Origin of the sequence: Oceanithermus profundus DSM 14977 (genome assembly GCF_000183745.1) — a bacterium.
GTDB classification, from domain to species: Bacteria; Deinococcota; Deinococci; order Deinococcales; family Marinithermaceae; genus Oceanithermus; species Oceanithermus profundus.
Genome location: NC_014761.1, coordinates 831,232 through 852,396 on the forward strand (window position 1 = coordinate 831,232; position 21,165 = coordinate 852,396).

Here is a 21,165-nt window from a genome sequence, read left to right on the forward strand (position 1 = left end):
CCTACATGACCTTCACGCATCCCTGGCATATAATGGCGCTGGCGATGAGCCATAGGAACGCAAACCTTGAAGGAGGTCGAGTATGAAACGATGGGCAGTGTTGGGCATGGTATTGGCGGCCTTCATGGGCCTGGCGATGGCGCAGGTTCGTGTGGGTATCGCGTTCGACGCGGGCGGTAAGAACGACCGCAGCTTCAACCAGTCGGCCTGGGAAGGCGCGCAGAAGGCCGCCAAGGACCTGGGCATCGAGCTGTTCGACTTCGAGCCCTCCGATCCCAGCCAGGTGATCCAGGGCATCCGCAACTTCGCAGAGGAGGACTTCGACCTGATCATCGCCGTCGGTTTCGCCAACCAGGGCGCGATCGAGGCGGTGGCCAAGGAGTTCCCCGACATCAACTTCGCGATCATCGACTCGGTGGTCGACCTTCCCAACGTGGCCAGCCTGGTCTTCCGTGAGCACGAGGGTTCGTTCCTGGTCGGCTACATCGCCGGTAAGCTCACCCAGACCGGCACCGTCGGCTTCGTGGGTGGCATGGACATCCCGCTGATCCACAAGTTCGAGCAGGGCTACAAGGCCGGCGTGGAGTACGCCTGCGCCGAGGACGGCATCGACTGCAACGTCATCATCAACTACGTGGGCAACACCCCCACCGCCTGGAACGACCCGGCCAAGGCGAAGGAGATCGCGCAGGCGCAGGTTTCGCAGGGCGCCGACATCATCTACGCGGCGGCCGGCGGCTCGGGCCTGGGCGTGCTCGACTACATCAAGCAGACCCAGTGCATCAGCGGCAAGAAGTTCATCCGCGACCCCTTCCGCAACGTGCCCGGCAACCCCTGCGGTAAGGACCAGCGTCCGATCTTCCTGATCGGCGTCGACGCCAACCAGAACTACCTGGGCGACACCGACAACAACCCCGCCACCCTCAACTTCGTGCTCACCTCGATGATGAAGCGCGTGGACGTGGCCACCTACGACACCATCAAGAGCGTCGTGGACGGCACCTTCAGCGGCGGCATCCACGAGTTCGGGCTTGAGAACAACGGCGTGGGCTACGCCCTCGACGAGTACAACAAGGCCCTGATCCCGCAGGCGGTCGTGACCCGTCTCGAGATCATCAAGCGCAAGATCCTCAGCGGCGAGATCAAGGTTCCTTCCTCGCGCTAAAGTCTTAGCGAAACCACGCGGGCCGCTCCCTCGGGGGCGGCCCCTTCGGTTGGTATACTGCGTGCGTGAGCGAATTCGCGTTGGAGCTGAAAAACATCACCAAGCGCTACCCGCTGGTGCTCGCCAACGACCACATCAGCCTCGGGGTCAAGTGGGGCGAGGTGCTGGCGCTCGTGGGCGAGAACGGCGCGGGCAAGTCCACGCTGATGAAGATCGTCTACGGGCTGGTCCGACCCGACGAGGGCGAGATCTTCGTCGACGGGCGGCGCGTCGAGGTCCACACCCCGTCGGACGCCATCGCCCTGGGGATCGGCATGGTGCACCAGCACTTCATGCTCGTGGACACGCTCTCCGTGCTCGACAACGTGATTCTGGGCATGGAACCCAAAACCGGTCCCGCCATCGACTACGCCGCTGCCCGCAAGCGCGTGGTCGAGCTCATCGAGGAGCTGGGCTTCGACCTCGACCCCGACGCGATCATCGAAGACCTGCCGGTAGGCGCGCAGCAGCGCGTCGAGATCCTCAAGACCCTCTACCGCAACGCCAAGATCCTCATCCTCGACGAGCCCACCGCGGTGCTGACCCCCCAGGAGGTGGAGGAGCTGTTCAAGTTCCTGCGCGAGTTCGCCGAGAAGGGCCACGCCATCATCCTCATCACCCACAAGCTCGACGAGGTGATGGAGGTTTCCGACCGGGTGACGGTCATCCGCGACGGCAAGGTGGTGGGCACGGTGAACACCCCCGAGACCAGCGTGGCCGAGCTGGCGCGCATGATGGTGGGGCGCGAGGTGATCCTGACCGTGCAGAAGAAGCCCGCCGAGCCCGGCGAGGTGGTGCTCGAGGCCGAAGACCTGCGGGTCGAGGGGGCCGGCCACCGCCCGCGCCTGGACGGGGTTTCCTTCCGGGTGCACGCCGGCGAGGTCGTGGGGATCGCCGGCGTCGAGGGCAACGGCCAGACGGAGCTCGTCGAGGTGATCACCGGCCTGCGGCCCTTCAAGGGCACGCTGCGGTACAACGGCGAGGCGGTGCACCCCAGCGCCCGCAAGGTGCGCGAGTGGGGCGTGAGCCACATCCCCGAGGAGCGCAACGACCGCGGCTTGATCCTCGAATTCCCCACCCGTTACAACATCATCCTCGGCGACCACTACCGCGAACCCTACGCGGGCTTCCTGGGTTTCTTCAACGACGGGGTGATCAACGCCTACGCCGAAGAGGTCGTCGAGCGCTTCGACGTGCGGCCGCGCAGCATCCACCTGATCGGCCGGCGCTACTCGGGCGGCAACGCGCAGAAGATCATCGTCGGGCGCGAACTGGCGCGCAACCCCAAGCTGCTGGTGGCCGCGCAGCCGACCCGCGGCGTCGACATCGGCGCCATCGAGTTCATCCACCAGAACATCATCGAGGCCCGCGATCAGGGCATGGCGGTGCTCCTCGTGTCGGCCGACCTCAACGAGGTCATGAGCCTCTCCGACCGCATCCTGGTGATGTACGAGGGGCGGATCGTGGGGGAGGTGCGCCCGGACGAGGTGACCGAAGAACAGATCGGCCTGCTGATGGCCGGTCTGGAAGCGGCGGTCTAGGCGGCGCATGCGGGTACTCTTCGTCGGCGACGTGGTGGCGCGGCCCGGGCTCCGGGCCGTGGCCATGCACCTGCCCGACGTGCGCGACCGCTACGACTGGGTCATCGTCAACGGCGAGAACGCCGCCGGCGGCAAGGGGCTGGACAAGAAGAGCTACCGCATCCTGCGCGAGGCGGGGGCCGACCTGATCACCCTGGGCAACCACGCCTGGGACAAGAAGGACGTCTACGACCTGATCGAGCGCGAGCCGATCGTGCGCGCGGCCAACTACCCGCCGGGAACGCCCGGGCGGGGTTGGTGGGTGCTCGAACGCGGCGGGTTCCGCCTGCTCGTGATCCAGGTGATGGGCCGCGTCTTCATGGACGCCCTCGACGACCCCTTCCGCACCGTCGATCGCCTCCTCGAGGAGGTGGAGCACGACGCCGCGATCGTGGAGATCCACGCCGAGGCGACGAGCGAGAAGTACGCCCTCGGCTTCTACCTCGACGGCCGGGTGGCCGCGGTGCTGGGCACCCACACCCACGTCCCCACCCTCGACGCCGGCTTCCTGCCCGGGGGTACGGCCTTCCAGGCCGACGTGGGCATGACCGGAACCTACCGCTCGATCATCGGCGGCGAGGTGAAGACCTTCCTCGACCGCTTCCTCACCGCGCGGCCGCAGCCCTTCCGCAGCGCCGAAGGGCCGGCGCTCTTCGTGGCCACCGAGCTCGTCTTCGACGGGCCCCGGGTGCAGGCGATCAGCCCCTACCGCTGGGAGGAGCCGTGACGCTGCCCGAGGCGCTCCGGCGCGACGTGGACCGGCTGGGCCGGGCGCTGGGGGAGGCGATCCGCGAGGTCAGCGGCGAACGCCTCTACGAACTGGTCGAGGAGGTGCGCGCGCGCACCAAGCGGCTGCGGCAGCGGCCCGACGACGCCGAGCGCGCGGCGCTGGTGCGCCTCGTCGCCAGCCTCGACCTCCACCGCGCCGAAGGGCTGACGCGGGCGTTCACGAGCTTCTTCTACCTGGCCAACCTGGCCGAGTCCTACCACCGGGTGCACACGGCCGCCGACGCCAAAGGCGAGTTTGCGCGCGCGGCCCGTACCCTGGCCTCCTGGGGCGTTCCGCCGGAGGAGGCCGCGCGCCTGGCGCGCTCGATGCGGCTGTGGCTGACCTTTACCGCGCACCCCACCGAAGCGCGCCGGCGCACCGTGCGCCACCACCTCGAGCGCCTGCGCGACGCGCTCGCGCGCGGCGACCGGGCGGCGGTGCGCGAGCGGGTCAAGCTGCTGTGGGCCACCGAGGAGCTGCGCCGCACCCAGCCCACCGTGGAGGACGAGGTCAAGGGGGCGCTCTACTACCTACCCGAAAGCCTCTGGTCGGCGCAAGCGCGCCTGGTGGAGCGGATCGAGGCCGCGCTCGAGCAGGCCTTCGGGAAGCGCTTCGAGGCGGAGAGTCCGGTGCGCACCCGCAGCTGGATCGGCGGCGACCGCGACGGCAACCCGGCCGTCACCCCCGAGGTCACGGCCTGGGCGCAGGACCACGCCCGCCGCCTCTACGTGGAGCACTTCTGCCGCGAGCTCGACGAGCTGGTCCGCGACCTTTCGGTCTCCGAGCGCCGGCTGCCGGTCCCGCGCGAGCTGCGCGAAGCGGCGGAGCGGGCGCTGGCGCTGATCGAGCGCGCGCCCCGCTTCGAGGGCGAGCCGCTCCGGCGCTACCTCATGGGCGTCTACTACCGGCTCGAGCACACCCTGGGTTCGGGGCCCGGCGCCTACGGCGACGCCGGCGAGCTCGCCGGCGACCTCGAGCGGCTGCGGCGGACGCTCGAGGCGATGGGGTTCTCGGCCTTCGCCGCGCGCGGCGTGCGGCCCCTCGAAGAGGCGGCGCGCACCTTCGGGCTCAGCTTCGCGGACCTGGACCTGCGCGAGGAGGCGAGCGAGCACCGCGAGGCCGTCGCCGAGCTGGTCGCGGCCGCGGGGCTCGCGGACGACTACCCCGAGTGGTCCGACGACCGCCGCGAGGCCTGGCTCACCGGCGAGCTCGCATCGGCACGCCCCCTCGCCCCCGTGGGCTACCGCCCTCGGGGGAAGGCCCTGCGGCGGGCGCTGGGCGCGCTCGAGGTCTGGGACGGCCGCGGGGCCTACGTGGTGAGCATGACCAAGAGTCCCGCCGACCTGCTCGAGGTGTTGCTGCTGGCGCGCGAAGCCGGCCGTTACCGCCCCGACCGCGGCGCGCCCTTCGACGTGGTGCCGCTCTTCGAGACCCTGGCCGACCTCGACGCCGCGGGCCGCACCGTCGAGCGCTTGCTCGCCAACCCGGTCTTCCGCCGCCAGGTCGAGGCGCGGGGGGCGCTCGAGGTCATGATCGGTTACTCCGACTCCAACAAGGACGCGGGTTACCTCGCGGCCAACTGGGCCCTTTACACCGCCCAGCAGCGCATCGCCGAGGCCGCCCGGGCCGCCGGCGTCAGCGTCCGCTTCTTTCACGGTCGCGGCACCTCCACGGCGCGCGGCGGCGGTCCCGCGGGGCGCGCCATCGCGGCGCTGCCGGTGGGCACGGTGGGGCGCGAGATCCGCATCACCGAGCAGGGGGAGGCCCTGGCCGACAAGTACGCCCACCCCGACCTGGCGTTGCGCAGCCTGGAAGAGACGATCGCGCACCTCTGGCTGGCCGCGGCGCGCGACGCCGGGTACGGCCCCGAGGCCGCCTTTGCGCCAGAGCCGGCCTGGGTCGCGGCCATCGAGGCCGCCGCCGCCCGCTCGGCGCAGGTCTACCGCGAACTCCTGGGGTCGGAGGGTTTTCTCGCCTTTTTCGAGCAGCTCACCCCCATCCGCGAGATCGCCGCGCTCAAGATCGCCTCGCGCCCGGTCTACCGCCACGGCCGCATTCAGGAAATCCGCGACCTGCGGGCCATTCCCTGGGTCATGGCCTGGACCCAGGTGCGCGCCAACCTTCCGGGGTGGTACGGCCTGGGCGAGGGGCTGTCGGCCATCGACCCGGCCCTCCTCGGCGAGATGCACGACGGATGGCCCTTCTTTCGAAGCGTGCTCGAGGGCGCGGAGCTCTCGTTGGCGAAGACCGACCTCGAGGTGACCCGCGGCTACCTCCGCCTGGTCGATCCCGAGCTGGCCGGACGCTTCTTCTCCGCGATCGAGCGGGCCCACGAGGCCGCCCTTTCCACTCTGGAGAAGGCCCGCGGCCGGCCCCTGCTCGCGGACGCCCCGGGACTCGCCCGCAGCCTGGAGCTGCGCAACCCCTACCTCGACCCGATCAACCACCTGCAGATCGAGCTGCTCTACCGCTACCGCCGGCTGCCGCCCGAGAGCCCCGACCGCGAATCGACGACGCGGGCGTTGCTGTCGACCATCCTGGGCATCGCCGCGGGGATGCGCAATACCGGCTAGGGCGGCCGGGTAGAATGGTCCCGTAGCCATGACGCGCCTCTACCACATCTCCGACATCCACGTGGCCTCCAAGTACTTCCAGCCGCAGTTGATGGAGCAGCTCGTGGACGAAGTCAACCGCGAGCGCCCCGACCTGCTGGTGATCTCCGGAGACCTCACGGATCGCGGCCTGGCGTACGAGTACGAAGAGGCCGCGCGCTGGACCGGGCGCTTCGAGGTTCCCATGCTGGTCACGCCGGGGAACCACGATTCGCGCAACGTCGGCTACGTGCACTTCGAGGAGCTCTACGGCTCGCGCTACCGCGTCGTGCGCCTGCCGGGCGTGCACATCGTGGCCGCCGACTCGAGCGAGCCCGACCTCGACGAGGGCCGGATCGGCCGCAGCATCTACCCCTGGCTGCACGAGGCGCTGGATTCGGCGGCGGAGGGCGACCTGAAGGTCTTCGTCACCCACCACCACCTGCTTCCGGTGCCGGGCGCCGGCCGCGAGCGCAACATCCTGCAGGACGCCGGCGACCTGCTCAAGGTCCTCGTCGACCACGGGGTCGAACTCGTGCTCAACGGCCACAAGCACGTGCCCTGGGTCTGGCGCTTCGAGGAGATGCTGATCGTCAACGCCGGAACGGCCACCACCAACCGCCTGCGCGGCAAGGGCCGGCCCAGCTTCGCCATCATCGACCTGACGGACGAGGCCATCACGGTGCGCCACAAGTACTACGACGGCAGCGAGGACACCCTGCACCACCCCCTGAAACGGAGGACGCCGGCATGAAGCACCCGATGGGCTGGAACGCCATGCAGCGCGTGGGCTTGTTCGTGGACACGCAGAACCTCTACCACTCCGCGCGCGACTACTACGAGCGCACCGTCAACTTCGAGAGCCTGCTCAAGCGTGCGGTGCAGGGCCGGCAGCTGGTGCGCGCCACCGCCTACGTGGTCGAGCGCGAGAACGACACCTCGGCCTGGCCCTTCATCTACAAGCTCTCCACCATGGGCTACCGGGTGCGGCGCATGAACCTGAGCGTGCACCACACCACCGACGAGGGCAAGCCCATCTACGAGGGCAACTGGGACATGGGCATCGCCGCCGACATGGTGCGGCTCATGGACGCGCTCGACGTAGTGGTGCTGGGCTCGGGCGACGGCGATTTCGTGGACATCCTCGAGGTGCTCATGGAGAAGGGCATCCGCGTCGAGGTGATCGCCTTCAAGGAGACGACGGCGCAAAAGCTCATCGACGCGGTGGACCAGTTCACCCACCTGCCCGAGATCGACGAGCCCTTCATGCCCCAGCGCGAGAAGAATTACCCCGGCACCAAGTGAGCGAACCCGGACGGCGGATCGAGGACTACGACTACCCCCTGCCCGAAGAACGCATCGCCCAGGAGGGGGCCTCGCCGCGCGACCACAGCCGCCTGATGGTGGTCGAGCGCGGCCGCGGCGTGCGCGCGCACGCCCGCTTCTTCGAGCTGCCGCGCTTTTTGCGCGCCGGTGACCTGCTCGTTTTCAACGAAACCAAGGTGATTCCGGCGCGGATCTTCGGCGTCAAGGAGGGGGGCGCGCGCGTCGAGGCGCTGCTCGTGCGGGAGGAGGCGCCCGAGCGCTGGTGGGCGATGGTCCGCCCCGGACGCCGGCTGCGGCCGGGGGCGCGGGTGCGTTTCGGAGAGCTTGCGGCCGAGGTGGCGGCGGTGGACGACGAGGGGCTGCGCCTCCTGGTCTTCTCCGGGCCGGTGCGCCCACTTCTGGAACGCCTGGGCCGGACGCCCCTGCCGCCTTACATCCACCGCCCGGTGGACCCCGAGCGCTACCAGACGGTCTACGCGCGCCGCGAAGGGTCGGTGGCCGCGCCCACGGCCGGACTCCACTTCACCCCGCGGCTGTTGGAGGAGCTTGCGGCCATGGGGGTGGAGCAGGCGCGGGTGGTGCTGCACGTGGGGCCGGGCACCTTCCAGCCGGTGAAAGGGGCGATCGAGGAGCACCGCATGCACGCGGAGCGCTACGAGGTGCCCGCGGAGGCTGCGGCGCGGGTGAACCGCGCGCTCGCCGAGGGGCGGCGGGTCGTCGCGGTGGGCACCACGGTGGTGCGCACGCTCGAGGCGGCCTTCGCACCCGGCGAAGGGGTGCGCCCCGGGGCGGGGGAGACGCGGCTCTTCATTCGCCCGCCCTACCGCTTCCAGGTGGTCGGCGGGCTGGTGACGAACTTCCACCTGCCGCGCAGCACCCTGCTGATGCTGGTGGCCGCCTTCGCGGGCTACGAGGTCACGATGGCCGCCTACCGCGAGGCGCTCGCGCGCGACTACCGCTTCTTCAGTCTGGGCGACGCGATGGTGATCGTGTGAAGGGGGTGCGTAGTTCGTAGTACGTGGTACGTAGTACGTGGTAGCGGGACTGTGTGGCGTGGCCCGTGGCTCGCGGTTCGTAGCTTGTGGTTGGTCCGTCTACGGCAACTGAATCTTGACTTACTGCCCAGCATGGACCCTGAATCAAGTTCAGGGCAGGCCCTGAATCGAGTTCCTGGCAGGCTCCCGGATCTCGGCAACCTTCGGTTGCCTCGTCCGGGGATACGAGAAAATCAGGAAGCAGGAGGTGGGGTGTAGGAGACGGGCCTTCTCGAAAAGCCCGTTGACGAGGCTGTAAACGGCATATTAATAACAAAAGGAGATCTTCCCACATCCCACACCCGACATCCCACATCCTGATTCACCCCACACCCCGGCGAAGCCGACCAATCGGGCCCCTGCCGCGCCGATGCGCCACGACCTGGCCGCCGCAACTTGGTGCCATGAACGAACCGGAGCGGATGGCTCGCGGCCGCGGCAAAGACGCCAATGGTGCCGCCGGTTCTGGCGGGGCGCGTGGGGTTCAGACCTCGAAAACCCGGGTTGGTTTTTAACAAGAAAAAGCAGGGACCAGGGCCGTTCGAAAGAGGCGTGCCGGGCTCAGCCGCCGTTGTTCGCCCGGTAGAGGCGGCGCTCGGCCTCGATGGCGTGGTCGAGCTCCTGGATCTCCTTGAGGATCTCGAGGGCGCGTTCGGGGTCTTCCTTCAACGCCGCCGTGAGCCGCGCGCGCTTGCGCCGCAGGTAGCCCTCCCGCAGCCGGGCGAGGCTCTTGTCGAGGTGTTCCTTGTGCTCGGCGGGGTGTTCGCTGCCCGAGAGCATCAGCCGCTCGAAGAGCCGTCCCCCCTCCCCGCGGCCCGCGAAGCGGTCGAGGATGCGCCGGGGCTTGTACCCTTCTTCTTCGGCCACGCGGATGAACTCGGCCAGGAACGCGTCGTCCGGAGGCCAGGTGTGGTCTTCCACGTAGCGCACCCAGTCCGCGAGCTGGTTCGGCTCGACCGCAAGCAGCTGGGCGATCACGTCCAGCTCGAGGAGGAGCAGGCGGTCGCCGGAGTCCTGAGTCGCCGCCGCCACCTGGGCGCGCTCCACGACCGGGCGCTTGCGCCGGCGCTGGCTATGGACGAGGTCCTCGAGCGCCCGCGGATCGAGCCCCAGGCGGTCCACGATCACCGCCTTAAGGGCCTCGGCCACCGGGTCGAAGGGTTCGGCGTCGGTCAGGCGCGGCAGCAGCTGCTCGAGCACCCGGCGCTTGCCCTCGGCCGTGTTCAGGTCCGCGCCCTCGGCGGCCGCGGCGAAACGGAATTCGACCTCCGGCAGGGCGTCGTCGAGCGCCCGTGCGAAGGCCGCCTTGCCCCCCGGGTCGGTGAGCAGATCGCCCGGATCGCGGCCTTCGGGCAGCAGCACCGCGAAGGTGAGGAAGCGGCGGGCCACCCCGACGTCGAGCCCCGCGAGGGTCGCCCGCCGCCCGGCCTCGTCGGCGTCGAAGGCCAGGTAGAGGCGTTCGGCCTCGGCGCGTTCCAGAAGCTTCGCCTGCTCGGGCGAGAGCGCGGAGCCCAGCACCGCCACGGTCTCGGTCCAGCCCATCTGGGCCAGCGCGAGGACGTCGAAGAGGCCCTCGACCACGATCGCGCGCTTGCGATCGCGGATGCTCTTGCGCGCCTCCGGGTAGCCGTAGAGCAGGCGGTTCTTCTTGAAAACGTCGCTTTCTGGAGTGTTCAGGTACTTGGGCGCATCCTCGTCCGAGAGCGCCCGCCCGGTGAAGGCGACGACGCGGCCCATGGGGTCGCGGATGGGGAAGACCACCCGCGCGCGCAGGCGGTCGTAGACGCGTCCGTCCTTTTCGGCGAGCACGCCCGCCTCCAGCCCGAGCTTGAGAGGGACGTCGTGCCGCTTCAGGAAGTTCACCAGCCCGTCCCACCGTTTCGGGGCGAAACCCAGGGCGTAGCGCTCGATCGTCGCCTCTTCGAGGCCGCGCCGCTGCAGGTACGCCAGGGCCGCGCCTTCGAGGTGGTTGCGGAAGTAGCTGAGCGCCAGCCGGTTGACCTCGATCAGGTCCTTGCTGGGCCGGTGCGCCGGCCCGCGCTCGGGCAGCTCCACCCCCGTCTCCTGTGCGAGCTTCTCCAGGGCTTCGCGGAAGTCCACGCCCTCGATCATCTGCACGAACTTGAAGGCGTCGCCGCCGGCCTTGCAGCCGAAGCAGTAGAACATCCCCTTCTGTTCGTCGACGTAGAACGAGGGCGTCTTCTCGTTGTGGAACGGACAGAGCCCCTTCCATCGGCCCTTGCCCGCGGGCTTCAAGGGCACGTAGCGCTCGACGACGGCCTTGAAGTCGAGGCGGCTACGGATTTCTTCGCGAGGATCCATGGGTTCCGTGGGTTCGGGCCTCGCGCCAACGCAGGCGGGCCCACGCCCCCAGGATACCGTAGCCGCCCAGCCCGCGGGCGGGTCCGGGGGCGGGCGATTCCAGCTGCAGCAGGAGGGAGCGGCGCCAGGTCTCCTGCGCCGCCAGCGAGGCCTCGAAGCGCAACAGGTGTTCGATGGGCTCGCCCTGCGCCAGCGCCACCTCCGCACGCAGCAACCGCGCGGTCTCCCCGACGACGACGAAGCCTCCGGCGCTGGCGCGCCGTTGCAGGTGGCGGGCGAGCGCCAGCGCCTTCTGAGGGTGGCGCTGCATCAGGTAGAGGCCCCAGAGGATCAGGGTCAGGTAGTGCAGGTAGGGCCCGCTGGCGCGGGCCTCCTTGCGCGCGGCCTTGAGGATCGGCACCGGGTCGCCGCCGTTCCGCCAGGTGCGCAGCGCCTCGGAAAGCGCGAAGAGGAGCCGGCCCGGCGGCGTGGCCGCGGCGGCGTGGCGTCGTTGCAGCTCGCGGAAGCGCCGTTCGCCGCGCCGCCCTCCGCGCAGGGCGTAGGCCAGCGCCAGGTTGGCGGCCAGCCAGGGATGGGGTTCGGAGCGGTAGACCTCCTCACCCAGGGCGACGGCCTCGGCCAGGCGGCCGGTCTCGATGAGGAAGCGCATGCGGATGGCGTGAATGCGGGCGCGTTCGTCGGGGGTGCGGGCGTGGTCCAGGTGCTGCTCCGCCTGATCGAGCGCCGCCCGCGCGGCCCCGGCGCGGCCCTGGTCGAGCCACAGGCCCGCACGCACGCTCCAGGCGGTGGTGGCCAGCCCGGGGTGCGCCTTGCGCGCGTGTTCGACCGCGCGGTCCGCCCATTCCGCGGCGACGTTGAGCCGCTCCGCCATCCACTCGAAGCCGCTGATCGCGAGGGCGGCCTCCGCCGCACGGCTTTCGTTGTGGCTTTGCAGGTAGAGGCGGTAAGCCGTGCGCATCGCCGCGGCGGCCTCCTCCAACCGGCCCAGCTGCGCCAGCGTTTCGGCGAGCAGGCGCTCGTAGGCGGCCTGCTGCTCTACGGTGCCGTCGATGCTCATGGCGCGCAGCCGCTGCAGTCGTTCCGCGGCCGGCTCCAGCGCCAGCAGCGCCAGCGTCACCTCCGGGTCGCCGCGGCGAAGTTTGAGGTAGCGGCTCAGGTTGACGCGGGCCTCCCGCACCCTGCCCAGGCGCGCCTGGGCGAGGCCCGTCAGGCGCACGGCCTCCTCCGAGGTTTCCGGCTCGAGCCAGCGCAAGGCCGTTTCCGGCGAGCCGCCTTCGAGGTGCAGCGCCGCCAGGCGCAGCCGCGCCTCGGACCGCTCCGCTTCGGGCAAGAGCGGCAGCGCCGTCAGGTAGTGCTGCTCGGCCCCGCGGAAGATGCCCTCGCGCTTCTGCGCGTCCCCGGCCCGCAGGTAGGCGCGGGCGGCTTCGCGTTCCCGTCCTGCGAGCAGGGCGTGCTCGGCCGCGAGCGCGGCCAGCCGGCCTCCGGGCCGCTGTTCGAGCCAGCGCCAGTACGCTTCGTGCAGACGCCGGCGTTCCTCGCGCGAGAGGAAGAGGCGGGCCGCGCGCTGCAGGAGCGGATCCGCCACCCGCAGGATCGTCTCGTCATCGCGCGCCGCCGGCTCCGCCAGAAGGTACCCGTCGGCCACCAGATCGTCCACGGCGTCGCGCGCGTCCTCCCCGAGGAGCTCTTGGATCAGGCCCGTCCAGCTTCCCGGTTGGCCCAGCGCGGCGTAGAGCAGGACCTTGCGGTGGAGCGGCTGCAGCGTGTCCAGGCGCGACTGGTAGGCCGCCATCACCGAGGTGCCGGGGTCGCCCGAAAGCGCCAGGAAACGCAGCGCCAGGGGCAGGCCGCCGCTTTCGCGGTAGATCGCCGCGCGCTCTTCGGGCGAGAGTTCGGGGTTGAGGTGGCGCAGGTAGGCGTCGGCGTCCTTGGGTTTGAGGGGCCCGAGCACCAGATCCGCGCCGGAGGCCGGCGAGCGCCGCAGCACCAGCACGGTCAAGCCGCGCAGCGGCTCGCGGCGCAGCCCCTGGAGCATGCGCTCGAGCAGCACGTGGTCGCGCGGCCCGCTGCGCACCACCACGACGGTCGGGCGTTCGTCGGCGAGGTGCTGCAGGATGCGGCGGAAGCTGCGGACCAGGGTGCTTTCCAGGTCTTCCGGCGGTGCGGGCCGCTCCGGCTCCAGGCCCAGCGCGTAGGCGAGGACCCGCCGGTCGAGGTCCGCGAGGGGGAGGCGCTCCAGGATCGCCTCGGGGGGCAGCCCCAGCCCGCGCGTGAGCACCTGTTGCAGGGTCTCGCGCAGGGGGACCCCCAGCTCGAGGTCGGGCACGTGGAGGGTGCGCAGCCGGCCCGACCTGCGGCGCAGGGCCTCTTCGACGAGAAAGGTCTTCCCGGCGCCGATCGGCCCCGAGATGACCGCGACCCGGCCGCCGCCCTGCTCGGCTTCCAGGATCCAGGCGGTTACCTGCTCCAGCTCGCGCTCGCGGCCGAAAAGGGGGTGGTTGCGCGCACCCCAACCGTGGAAGACCCAGACCGGTTGCGGTTCGCGGAAACCCTTGAAGAGGCGCGGTTTCAGGCGTTCGAGGTTGGCCTCGGGGACCAGCTGCGCGGTGACCTGGTCGAGCCAGACGACGCCGCCGGGGGCCGACGCCGCCAGGCGCTGGGCCAGGTTGACGGGGTTGCCGATCACGGTTTGGTGCTGCCCCTGCTCGCTGCCCAGGGGGCCGAGCAGCACCAGCCCGGTGGCCAGCCCCACGCGGCCGCGCAGCAGCTCCGGCGAGCCCTCCTGGGTGGCCTCCACCATGCAGGCGGCGGCCTGCAGCGCCCGCATGGGTTCGTTTTCCCGGCTCTTCTGCAGCCCGAAGACCGCGAGCATGCCGTCGCCGAAGAACTTGTCGACGTAGCCCCCCTGCGCGGTCACGCAGTCGCGGGCGCGCTCGAGCAGGCGGTGGACGGTGCGGTGGGTTTCCTCGAGGTCGTGGGCGCTGGTGTAGCGGCTGAAGTTGGTGAGGTCGAAGAACAGGGCCGTCGCCCAGCGCCGCTGGGGCAGCGGGGCCGGGCTGAGCGGGTGGCCGCAGTGCCCGCAGAAACGGAAGCCCTCGGGGTTGCGCGCGCCGCAGCGGGAGCAGCGCACCTAGACGCGCCCCCCTTCGCTGCGGAAGGCCATCAGGGGCGGTTCGGCGGTGACCTCGATCTCCATCCCCGTCTCCAGGGGCTCGTCCGAGGCCAGCACCAGCGGCAGGCCGCAGTCGAGCAGGTAAAAGCCCGGTGCGATCTCGCGCTGGACGCGTCCGCAAAGGCGGTGGCGGCCGCCCGCGAGGGCCTGGACGCCCGGGGGCTGCTTGCGGTAGCGGAACGAGGCCACCACGGCGTGGAGCACGAGCTCGACGGGCCCGCTCGGCGACGGCGGCGCCCCGCGGTCGAAGGGGTAGAGCACGCCCACGGGGGTTACCGCCTCCAGCAGCGGGTAGCCGAAGGGCTGGGGCAAGAGCTCCACCGCGACCGCGTACTCCGCAAACCGTTCCGCGAAGGCTTCGGGCCCTTCTTCGTAGGCCATGAGAACAGTTTAAATTGGTCCTGCCCGAAAAGCGTACCCCCAGTCAAGGGGGTACGCCGCGGGGAGGCTAGAAGACGGGGCCGATGCGGAAGTGGAAGACCCCGCTGGGGTGGGCGGCGCTGAAGCCGTAGTCGAAGCGCAGCGCCGGCAGCAGCACCGAGCCGTAACCCAGGTTCAGCTGCACCCCGGCCCCGAAACCGGTCTTGAGGTCGAGCGCCTCGCCGGGGTTCCAGACCGAGCCGACGTCCACGAAGAGGATGCCGATCACGGTCTGGCTGATCGCGGTCTGCAGGTTGAAGTCATAGCGGTACTCGAGCGAGCTGCCCAGCAGGTAGCGGCCGGAGAGCTCCATGGGGTTGTAGCCGCGCAGGGTGGCGATCTCGGTCTGGTTGCCACCGAGGAAGAAGACGCGGCTCGCCGGCGGATCCCCCAGGACCGCGCCCGCCGAGGCCCGCAGGGCGAAGACCTGGCGCGGGTCGCCCTCGACGATCGTGTAGGTCTTGAAGTTGACCCAGCCCGGCACGAACTGGCTGAGCGCGCCGCCGTAGGGCAGGTTGAGGCCGTAGGCGAGCGATCCGGTGAGGGTAAAGCCCTGGCTGGGGAACTGGGGGTTTTCGACCGTGCTGTAGGTGGCCGAGGCCCCGATCGAGTAGCTCTGGTAGGGGATGGGGAGCAGGCTGCGGGCGGTGGCCTCGTCGGGGGTGCTGGGTTTGTTGGGGTCGTAGACCTCCAGCTTGGGGTAGACCCACTCCGCGTCCAGGTTGGCGAAGACCTTCAGGTTCTCGAGCTCGCCCGACCAGGGGCGGCCGATGGAGAACTTGCCGCCGCTGCGGCGCTCGGTGTACTCCCAGCCGGTGTCGTTCCCGTTCGCGTCCTCGAGCGGCAGGTTGCCCTGGGGGTAGGTGTAGATGCTGAGGCTGAGGCTGGTGGGCACCTGCTGGAAGTCGAGCGCGTCGAGCCAGAGCCAGGGGATGTTGTAGCTGGCGCGCAGGGTCAGGTTGTCGCCCGCGTCGTTCTCGCCGAAGGTCAGGTTAAGGCTGGCCTGGTGGGCGCGGCCCCAAAGGTTCTTGCTCTCGAGCGTGGCCTGGCCGCTCCAGCCTTCGATGCTGGACCAGGCCACTGCGGGCGCCAGGACGGTGGACTTGGCCTCCTTGAGGCCGAGCACCAGCACCACGCGGTCGGGCGCCGTTCCGGGGGCGGTCGAGACCGCAGGGGGTTCGGCGAGCAGCCCCGAGCGCAGCAGGTTGCTGATCCCCTTGCGGATCGCGGGAACCGAGAAGAGCTCGCCGGGGCGGGGGAGTTCGCGGAGGATGACGAAGTCCTGGGTGTTGTGCGCCCCCTGCCACTCGAGGCGGTAGCCTTCGATGCGCAGCTCGTGTACCTTCTGCACGTAGACGCCGTCCTTGAAGGCGAAATCGGGTTGGGGGCGGATCTCGTACCCCGCCTCCCGGTAGGCCTTCTGGATCCTCAGGAAGTCCTCCTGGGCCAGCTCGGGCGAGAAGAGGTCGCCCGGCTCCAGCCGCAGCAGCGACTTCAGGGTTTCCGGGTCCAGCGCGGTCGCGCCCTCGATGCGGACCTCGCGGATCTTGCCGTAGCGGACCGCCCCCGGGGTGAGGACGACGCGCACCCCGTCGCTGCCGACGGGCTCGAGCTGCAGCCGGACCTCTCGCTCGAGCTGCCGCGACAGCCGGGCGATCTCGTCGAGCAGCCGGTCGTAGTTGAGCACCTGGCCGAGCGGCACCTGGGGCTGGACCCCGCCCAGCGCCGAGGCGTCCACCTCCACGACCTTGAGCTCGCGCACGAAGACGGTGAGCACTCCGTCCTCCAGCCGCGAACGCCGGGTGTCGACGCCCGAGAAGCGGTAGCCGGCGTCGAAGTAAGTGCGGTTCACCTGGTCCACGGCCGCGCGGTACAGGTCCCAGGCGAAGCTTCCGTGGTCGAGCAGCGGCTTGAAGGCCGCGCGCAGCTCGGACTCGGGGAAGACGGTCGCCCCTTCGAGCGCCAGCTTCTTGACCGGCGGCGTCTCCTTGACCGTATAGACCAGCTGCACGCCGCCCTCGCCCTCGCGGGTCTCGAGCGTCACCTCGGGCACGAAGGGGAAGCCGCGCTCGCGGTAGAACGAGGCCAGCCGGTCCGCCCCCTCGCGCGCCCGCACCGGGTTGTAGGTGGCGCCGGGACCGAGCGCGAGCTCGTCCCCGAGGAGCTGCGCGAGTTCCTCGGGGGCGAAGGCCTCGGCCTTCACCTCCACCCCTGCGATCGGGGGGTTGGGCTCGAGCCGGACGCGCAGCACGTCGCCCTCGAGGGCGACCTCAACCTTACGGAAGTAGCCGCTCTCCATGAGTGCGGCGCGCACGGCCTCGAGGTCGATCGAGGCCGTGTCCTGCCCGGGTTCCACGGGCAGGGCCACGCGCGCCAGCGCGGTGAGCACCGGGTCCGCCCCCTCTATGCGGATCTCGGCGAGGGGGGCGGCCAGGGCGAAGCCGGTGAGCAGGAGGACGAGGACCAGGTAACGTCGCATACCCTGATGCTACCGCCACGGGTGAAGTGGGCGTGAGACCCGTGTGGTAACGTAATATCGTGAGCTACGAGGCGATCATGAACGCGGTGGAGGCGGTGCGCGCGCGCACCGATTTTTCACCGGAACTGGGCCTCGTTCTGGGGTCGGGCCTGGGCCCGCTCGCGGACGAGATCGACACCGTGGCCGAGATCCCCTACGGCGAGGTTCCGGGCTTCCCGGTATCGACCGCGCCGGGCCACGAGGGCAAGCTGATCCTGGGCCGGCTCGCGGGGCGGCCCGTGGTGGCCTACAAGGGCCGGGTGCACTTCTACGAGGGCTACCCCATGGAGCAGGTGGTCTTTCCGGTGCGGGTCGGCTACTTCCTGGGCGCCGAGCGCTTCGTCGTCACCTCGGCCGCCGGGGGGCTCAACCCGAACTTCCAGGCGGGCGACTTCATGCTCCACCTGGACTTCATCAACGCCATGGGGGAGAACCCGCTGCGCGGCCCCAACGACCCCCGGCTCGGCCCCCGGTTCCCCGTGACCTTCGACGCCTACGACCCCGAGTACCTGGAGGTGGCGCGGCGGGTGGCCCGGGCCCAGGACGTGCGCCTGCGCGAGGGCGTCTACCTGGCCATCAGCGGCCCCAGCTACGCCAGCCGCAGTGAGCTGAGGGTCTACCGCTACGGGATGTACGCCGACGCCATCGGGATGTCCACGGTGCCCGAGGTGATCGCCCTGCGCCACCTGGGGGCGCGGGTGCTGGGGCTCTCGACGATCACCGACATGGCGCTGGCCGACAGCACCCACCACGCCGACGAGCAAGAGGTGATCCGGGTGGCCGAGGAGCGCAGCCCGGTCTTCCGCAAGCTCGTGACCGGCATCGTCGCCGAGCTGCCCTGAACCATGCCGCTGCCCGAGGTCCTCGCCCGCATCGAGGCCGCGGCCCGGCGCGCCGGGCGTGACCCGGCGAGCGTGCGCCTGGTGGCCGTGACCAAGGGCCGCGATCTGGCCGAAATCGAACGCAAGGTGCTGCGCTACGGCGACTTTCCCCTGGGCGAGAACCGCATCCAGGAGGCGCGCGCCAAGATCGCCGCCTGGCCCGAGCGCGAGTGGCACTTCATCGGGCCCCTGCAGCGCAACAAGGTGCGCTACCTGCGCCCCTTCCGGCTGGTGCACTCCGTGGACTCGCTGCGGCTCGCCGAGGCGCTGGCCGCGCGCGCGAAGCGCGAGGGCTACCGGCCGCGGATCCTGCTCGAGGTGAACGTGGCCCGGGAGCCGCAGAAGCACGGCTTCGATCCGGACGAGGTGGACGCGGCGGTGCAGGCGGTGCGCCAGCTGGAACCCCTGGAGCTGCGGGGGCTGATGACGATGGCCCCCCTCGCCGAAGACCCCGAGGAGGTGCGCTGGGTCTTCCGCGAGCTGGCCCGGATGGCGCGCCACCTGGGCCTGCCCGAGCTGTCGATGGGGATGTCCGGCGACTTTGAGGTGGCCGTCGAGGAAGGGGCCACCCTGGTGCGGGTGGGCCGGGCGCTCTTCGAAGGGTAGACTGGTCAGCGATGGAGTTCAACTCGCTCGACATCCGATACCAGGAGTTCAAGCGCGGCCTGCGCGGTTACGCGGTCGAGGAAGTGCGCGCCTACCTGGCGCAGCTGGCCGACTTCGTCGCCGAGCTGGTCGAGGAAAAGCAGCGCCTCGAGCAGCAGGTGGCCGAGCTGGAGGAGAGCCTCCAGCAACACCGCCAGAACGAGGAGGAGCTCAAGCGTGCCGTGGTGGCCGCCGAGCGCATCGCCCGCGACGTCAAGCAGCAGGCGCAGCGGGAGGCCGAGCTGATCGTCAAGGAGGCCCAGAGCCTCAAGGAGCAGACCCTGCGCGAGGCGGTGGAGCACGTGAAACGGGTCCAGCGCGACCTGGACGTGCTGCGCCGCGAGCGCGACCTCTTCAAGGAGCAGTTCCGGGCCCTGCTCGAGGGCTACCTCAAATCCCTCGAAAACGGCGGCGACTGAAGCCTCAGTGGGTGAACCCCAGCCGCGCGAGCGCGTAGAGCAGCCGCTCGCGCAACCGGTAGGTCGTGGAGAAGTGCCCCTGCACCGGCCAGCCGCGCGCCTCGAGGCCGAGCCGGCGCGCCAGCAGCAGCGCGCGCGGCAGGTGGGGCTCGTCGGTGACGATCCAGACGGGGCCGGGCTCGAGCAGCGGCCGGGCCCGCACCAGGTTCTCCCAGGTGCTGTGGCTCTCGGTCTCGCAGGCGAGCGCCGCGGCGGGCACCCCGCGCGCCTCCAGGTAGCGGCAGCCCGACGCCCCCTCGCTGAAGCGGTCGCCGGGGGCGCGGCCGCCGCTCACCACGATGCGCGCCGCCCGGCCGCTTCGGTAGAGTTCCAGCGCCGCGTCCAGGCGGGCGCGGAAGACGGGCGAGGGGACGCCGTCGTACTGGGCCGCGCCCAGCACCAGTGCTTGCCGGGGTTCGGCCGCGGCCTCGGGCACGCGGGCCGCCACCAGCGCCCCCAAGAGCGCCAGCCCGGCGAGCCCCACGCGCCATCCCCGCACGGCCCCACGTTACCCACGCGGCCGGAGAATGTCCAGTTCGTGGTAGAATGTAACTGCGCAAAAGACGCAGCGAAACGTACATGAACAAACTCTACGGAAACGTCCAAGGACTCAAACCTTCCCTGAAAAAGAAGCTCGGGAACCTGTACCGCCGGCGGGTTCCCGCGAACCGGCTCTACACCGCGGAGCTGGCGCGCACCCTGGCCCAGCTCTCCGCCGAGGTGGGGCGACCGGTCAGCCTGCTGCTCGCCCGCAACGGTCAGATGCGCGCGGTCGCCGTCGGCGACGCCGCGGCGCTGCCCGTGCCCGAGCACGCCTACCTGGAGTCGCGGCTCTCGGGTTACCGCATCGTGCACACCCACCTGGGCGGCGGCGGCCTGAGCGCCCCCGACCTCTCCACCCTCTTCCTGCACCGCTACGATTCGATCGTCGCCCTCGACGTCGAGGAGGGGCGGCCCACCCGGGCCCACCTGGCCCACCTGGTGCCCCCCGAGGCCGAAGAGGAAGACTGGCGCATCTACCCCGCGCGCCCCTGGGACGCCTACCTGCAGTGGGACTACGGCGCGGCGCTGGCCGCGCTCGAAGAGGAGCTGGCGCGTCGGGCCGACCTGCGCGAGCTCGAGGACGGCTCGGGCGAGCGCGTCATCCTCGTTGGCATCGACGAGGGGCAGGGCCCCGAGGCCGAACTGCGCCTCGACGAGCTGGCCGAGCTGGCGCGCACCGCGGGGGGCGTGGTGGTGCACCGGGAGCTGGTCTACCGCCCCACCCTGGACCCGCGCTACGCGGTGGGCCGCGGCAAGCTCGACGAACTCACCAGCGTGGCCTACCACGAGAACGCGGGCACCCTGATCTTCGGCGTCGACCTCACGCCGGCCCAGGCGGGGGCGATCGAGCAAGCGACCCAGCTCAAGGTGCTCGACCGCACCCAGCTGATCCTCGACATCTTCGCGCGGCACGCCCGCACCCCCCAGGCCGAGGCCCAGGTGGAGCTGGCCCAGCTGCGCTACCTGCTGCCGCGGCTTGTCGGTAAGGGCAAGCAGCTCAGCCGCCTGGGCGGCGGCATCGGCACCCGGGGGCCGGGCGAGACCAAGCTCGAGGTCGACCGCCGGCGCATCGGCGAGCGCATCCACCGCCTGACCCGCGAGATCGAGCGCATCGCCAAGCAGCGCCGCGAGGCGCGCAAGTCGCGCAAGCGCAACCGCGTGCCCGTCGTGGCCATCGTCGGTTACACCAACGCCGGCAAGACGACGCTGCTCCGGGCCCTGACCCGCAAGGGCGACGCGGGCGAGAACAAGCTCTTCGCCACGCTGCGGCCGCTCACCCGCCGCGGCTACCTGCCCGGCTACGGCGAGGTCCTCTTCACCGACACCGTGGGCTTCATCCGCGACATGCCCCCGGCGCTGGTGACGGCCTTCCGCGCCACCCTCGAGGAGCTCTTCGAGGCCGACTTGGTGCTCCACGTGGTGGACGCGACCGCGGACGGCGCCCTCGAACACCACCGCGTGGTCGAGGATCGGCTCGTGGAGATGGGGCTCGAGGCGCCGCGGCTCGTCGTCGTCAACAAGATCGACCGCGCCGACCCCTTCGACCGCATGCGGCTGGAGGAGCAGCTCGACGGGGTCGCGGTCTCGGCCCTCGAGGGCCGGGGCCTCGAGGATCTAGCCAGCCGGATCGTGCGGGTCCTGATCGGCTCGGGCCTGCCCGCCCAGCCCTGGGCGCAGTACGACGTGCGCCCGATGGGGTAGC

16 protein-coding genes are annotated in these 21,165 nt (G+C 70.7%); 11 read left to right on the forward strand and 5 right to left on the reverse strand.

The genetic code is table 11. The features are described 5' to 3' along the window. The first annotated feature begins 82 nt into the window (after positions 1-82). The 7 genes from OCEPR_RS04150 to queA all read left to right on the forward strand — a co-directional run bounded on the left by OCEPR_RS04150 (position 83) and on the right by queA (position 8,465). Positions 83-1,165 (forward strand): BMP family lipoprotein, encoded by a 1,083-nt coding sequence (locus OCEPR_RS04150; protein WP_013457452.1) that lies wholly within the window; start codon positions 83-85, stop codon positions 1,163-1,165. A gap of 65 nt (positions 1,166-1,230) precedes the next feature. Continuing rightward, positions 1,231-2,745: an ABC transporter ATP-binding protein gene (locus OCEPR_RS04155; RefSeq protein ID WP_013457453.1), complete on the forward strand. Its 1,515-nt coding sequence runs from the start codon at positions 1,231-1,233 to the stop codon at positions 2,743-2,745. Positions 2,746-2,752: 7 nt separating this feature from the next. Then, positions 2,753-3,511, forward strand: coding sequence for a TIGR00282 family metallophosphoesterase (locus OCEPR_RS04160; RefSeq protein ID WP_013457454.1), 759 nt, complete (start codon positions 2,753-2,755; stop codon positions 3,509-3,511). After that, complete coding sequence (locus OCEPR_RS04165; RefSeq protein ID WP_013457455.1) at positions 3,508-6,126, forward strand: phosphoenolpyruvate carboxylase; 2,619 nt, start codon at positions 3,508-3,510, stop codon at positions 6,124-6,126. Before OCEPR_RS04160 ends, OCEPR_RS04165 begins: the two co-directional genes overlap by 4 nt. Before the next feature lie 28 nt (positions 6,127-6,154). After that, on the forward strand, positions 6,155-6,898 hold the full coding sequence (locus tag OCEPR_RS04170) for a metallophosphoesterase family protein (RefSeq protein ID WP_013457456.1): 744 nt from the start codon (positions 6,155-6,157) through the stop codon (positions 6,896-6,898). Continuing rightward, complete coding sequence (locus OCEPR_RS04175) at positions 6,895-7,449, forward strand: LabA-like NYN domain-containing protein (protein ID WP_013457457.1); 555 nt, start codon at positions 6,895-6,897, stop codon at positions 7,447-7,449. The genes OCEPR_RS04170 and OCEPR_RS04175 overlap by 4 nt, the downstream gene beginning before the upstream one ends. Then, positions 7,446-8,465: a tRNA preQ1(34) S-adenosylmethionine ribosyltransferase-isomerase QueA gene (gene queA / locus OCEPR_RS04180; RefSeq protein ID WP_013457458.1), complete on the forward strand. Its 1,020-nt coding sequence runs from the start codon at positions 7,446-7,448 to the stop codon at positions 8,463-8,465. The genes OCEPR_RS04175 and queA overlap by 4 nt, the downstream gene beginning before the upstream one ends. 600 nt (positions 8,466-9,065) lie before the next feature. Here queA and dnaG read toward each other — a convergent pair. The 4 genes from dnaG to OCEPR_RS04200 all read right to left on the reverse strand — a co-directional run bounded on the left by dnaG (position 9,066) and on the right by OCEPR_RS04200 (position 16,897). Beyond that, a complete protein-coding gene (gene dnaG / locus OCEPR_RS04185; RefSeq protein ID WP_013457459.1) occupies positions 9,066-10,826 on the reverse strand; it encodes a DNA primase in 1,761 nt (586 codons plus the stop codon). Beyond that, on the reverse strand, positions 10,801-13,956 hold the full coding sequence (locus tag OCEPR_RS04190; RefSeq protein ID WP_013457460.1) for an adenylate/guanylate cyclase domain-containing protein: 3,156 nt from the start codon (positions 13,954-13,956) through the stop codon (positions 10,801-10,803). The genes dnaG and OCEPR_RS04190 overlap by 26 nt, the downstream gene beginning before the upstream one ends. After that, positions 13,957-14,379: a hypothetical protein gene (locus OCEPR_RS04195; protein ID WP_013457461.1), complete on the reverse strand. Its 423-nt coding sequence runs from the start codon at positions 14,377-14,379 to the stop codon at positions 13,957-13,959. Between the two features lie 67 nt (positions 14,380-14,446). After that, complete coding sequence (locus tag OCEPR_RS04200) at positions 14,447-16,897, reverse strand: BamA/OMP85 family outer membrane protein (RefSeq protein ID WP_013457462.1); 2,451 nt, start codon at positions 16,895-16,897, stop codon at positions 14,447-14,449. Positions 16,898-16,974: 77 nt separating this feature from the next. On the opposite strand from OCEPR_RS04200, the gene OCEPR_RS04205 reads away from it, so the two are divergent. Genes OCEPR_RS04205 through OCEPR_RS04215 form a run of 3 tightly spaced genes read left to right on the forward strand, consistent with a single transcriptional unit; the run spans position 16,975 to position 18,881 of the window. Beyond that, on the forward strand, positions 16,975-17,778 hold the full coding sequence (locus OCEPR_RS04205; RefSeq protein WP_041554575.1) for a purine-nucleoside phosphorylase: 804 nt from the start codon (positions 16,975-16,977) through the stop codon (positions 17,776-17,778). A gap of 3 nt (positions 17,779-17,781) precedes the next feature. Then, positions 17,782-18,423, forward strand: coding sequence for a YggS family pyridoxal phosphate-dependent enzyme (locus tag OCEPR_RS04210; protein WP_013457464.1), 642 nt, complete (start codon positions 17,782-17,784; stop codon positions 18,421-18,423). A gap of 11 nt (positions 18,424-18,434) precedes the next feature. Further along, complete coding sequence (locus OCEPR_RS04215) at positions 18,435-18,881, forward strand: DivIVA domain-containing protein (protein ID WP_013457465.1); 447 nt, start codon at positions 18,435-18,437, stop codon at positions 18,879-18,881. 4 nt (positions 18,882-18,885) lie between these two features. Here the strand turns inward: OCEPR_RS04215 and OCEPR_RS04220 are convergent, their stop codons facing one another. Next, the gene (locus OCEPR_RS04220; RefSeq protein ID WP_148229262.1) at positions 18,886-19,419 is read right to left on the reverse strand and encodes a YdcF family protein; all 534 of its coding nucleotides are present in this window, start codon (positions 19,417-19,419) and stop codon (positions 18,886-18,888) included. A gap of 80 nt (positions 19,420-19,499) precedes the next feature. Between OCEPR_RS04220 and hflX the strand changes: the two genes are divergently transcribed. Continuing rightward, positions 19,500-21,164 (forward strand): GTPase HflX, encoded by a 1,665-nt coding sequence (gene hflX, locus OCEPR_RS04225; RefSeq protein ID WP_013457467.1) that lies wholly within the window; start codon positions 19,500-19,502, stop codon positions 21,162-21,164. Position 21,165 lies beyond the last annotated feature (1 nt).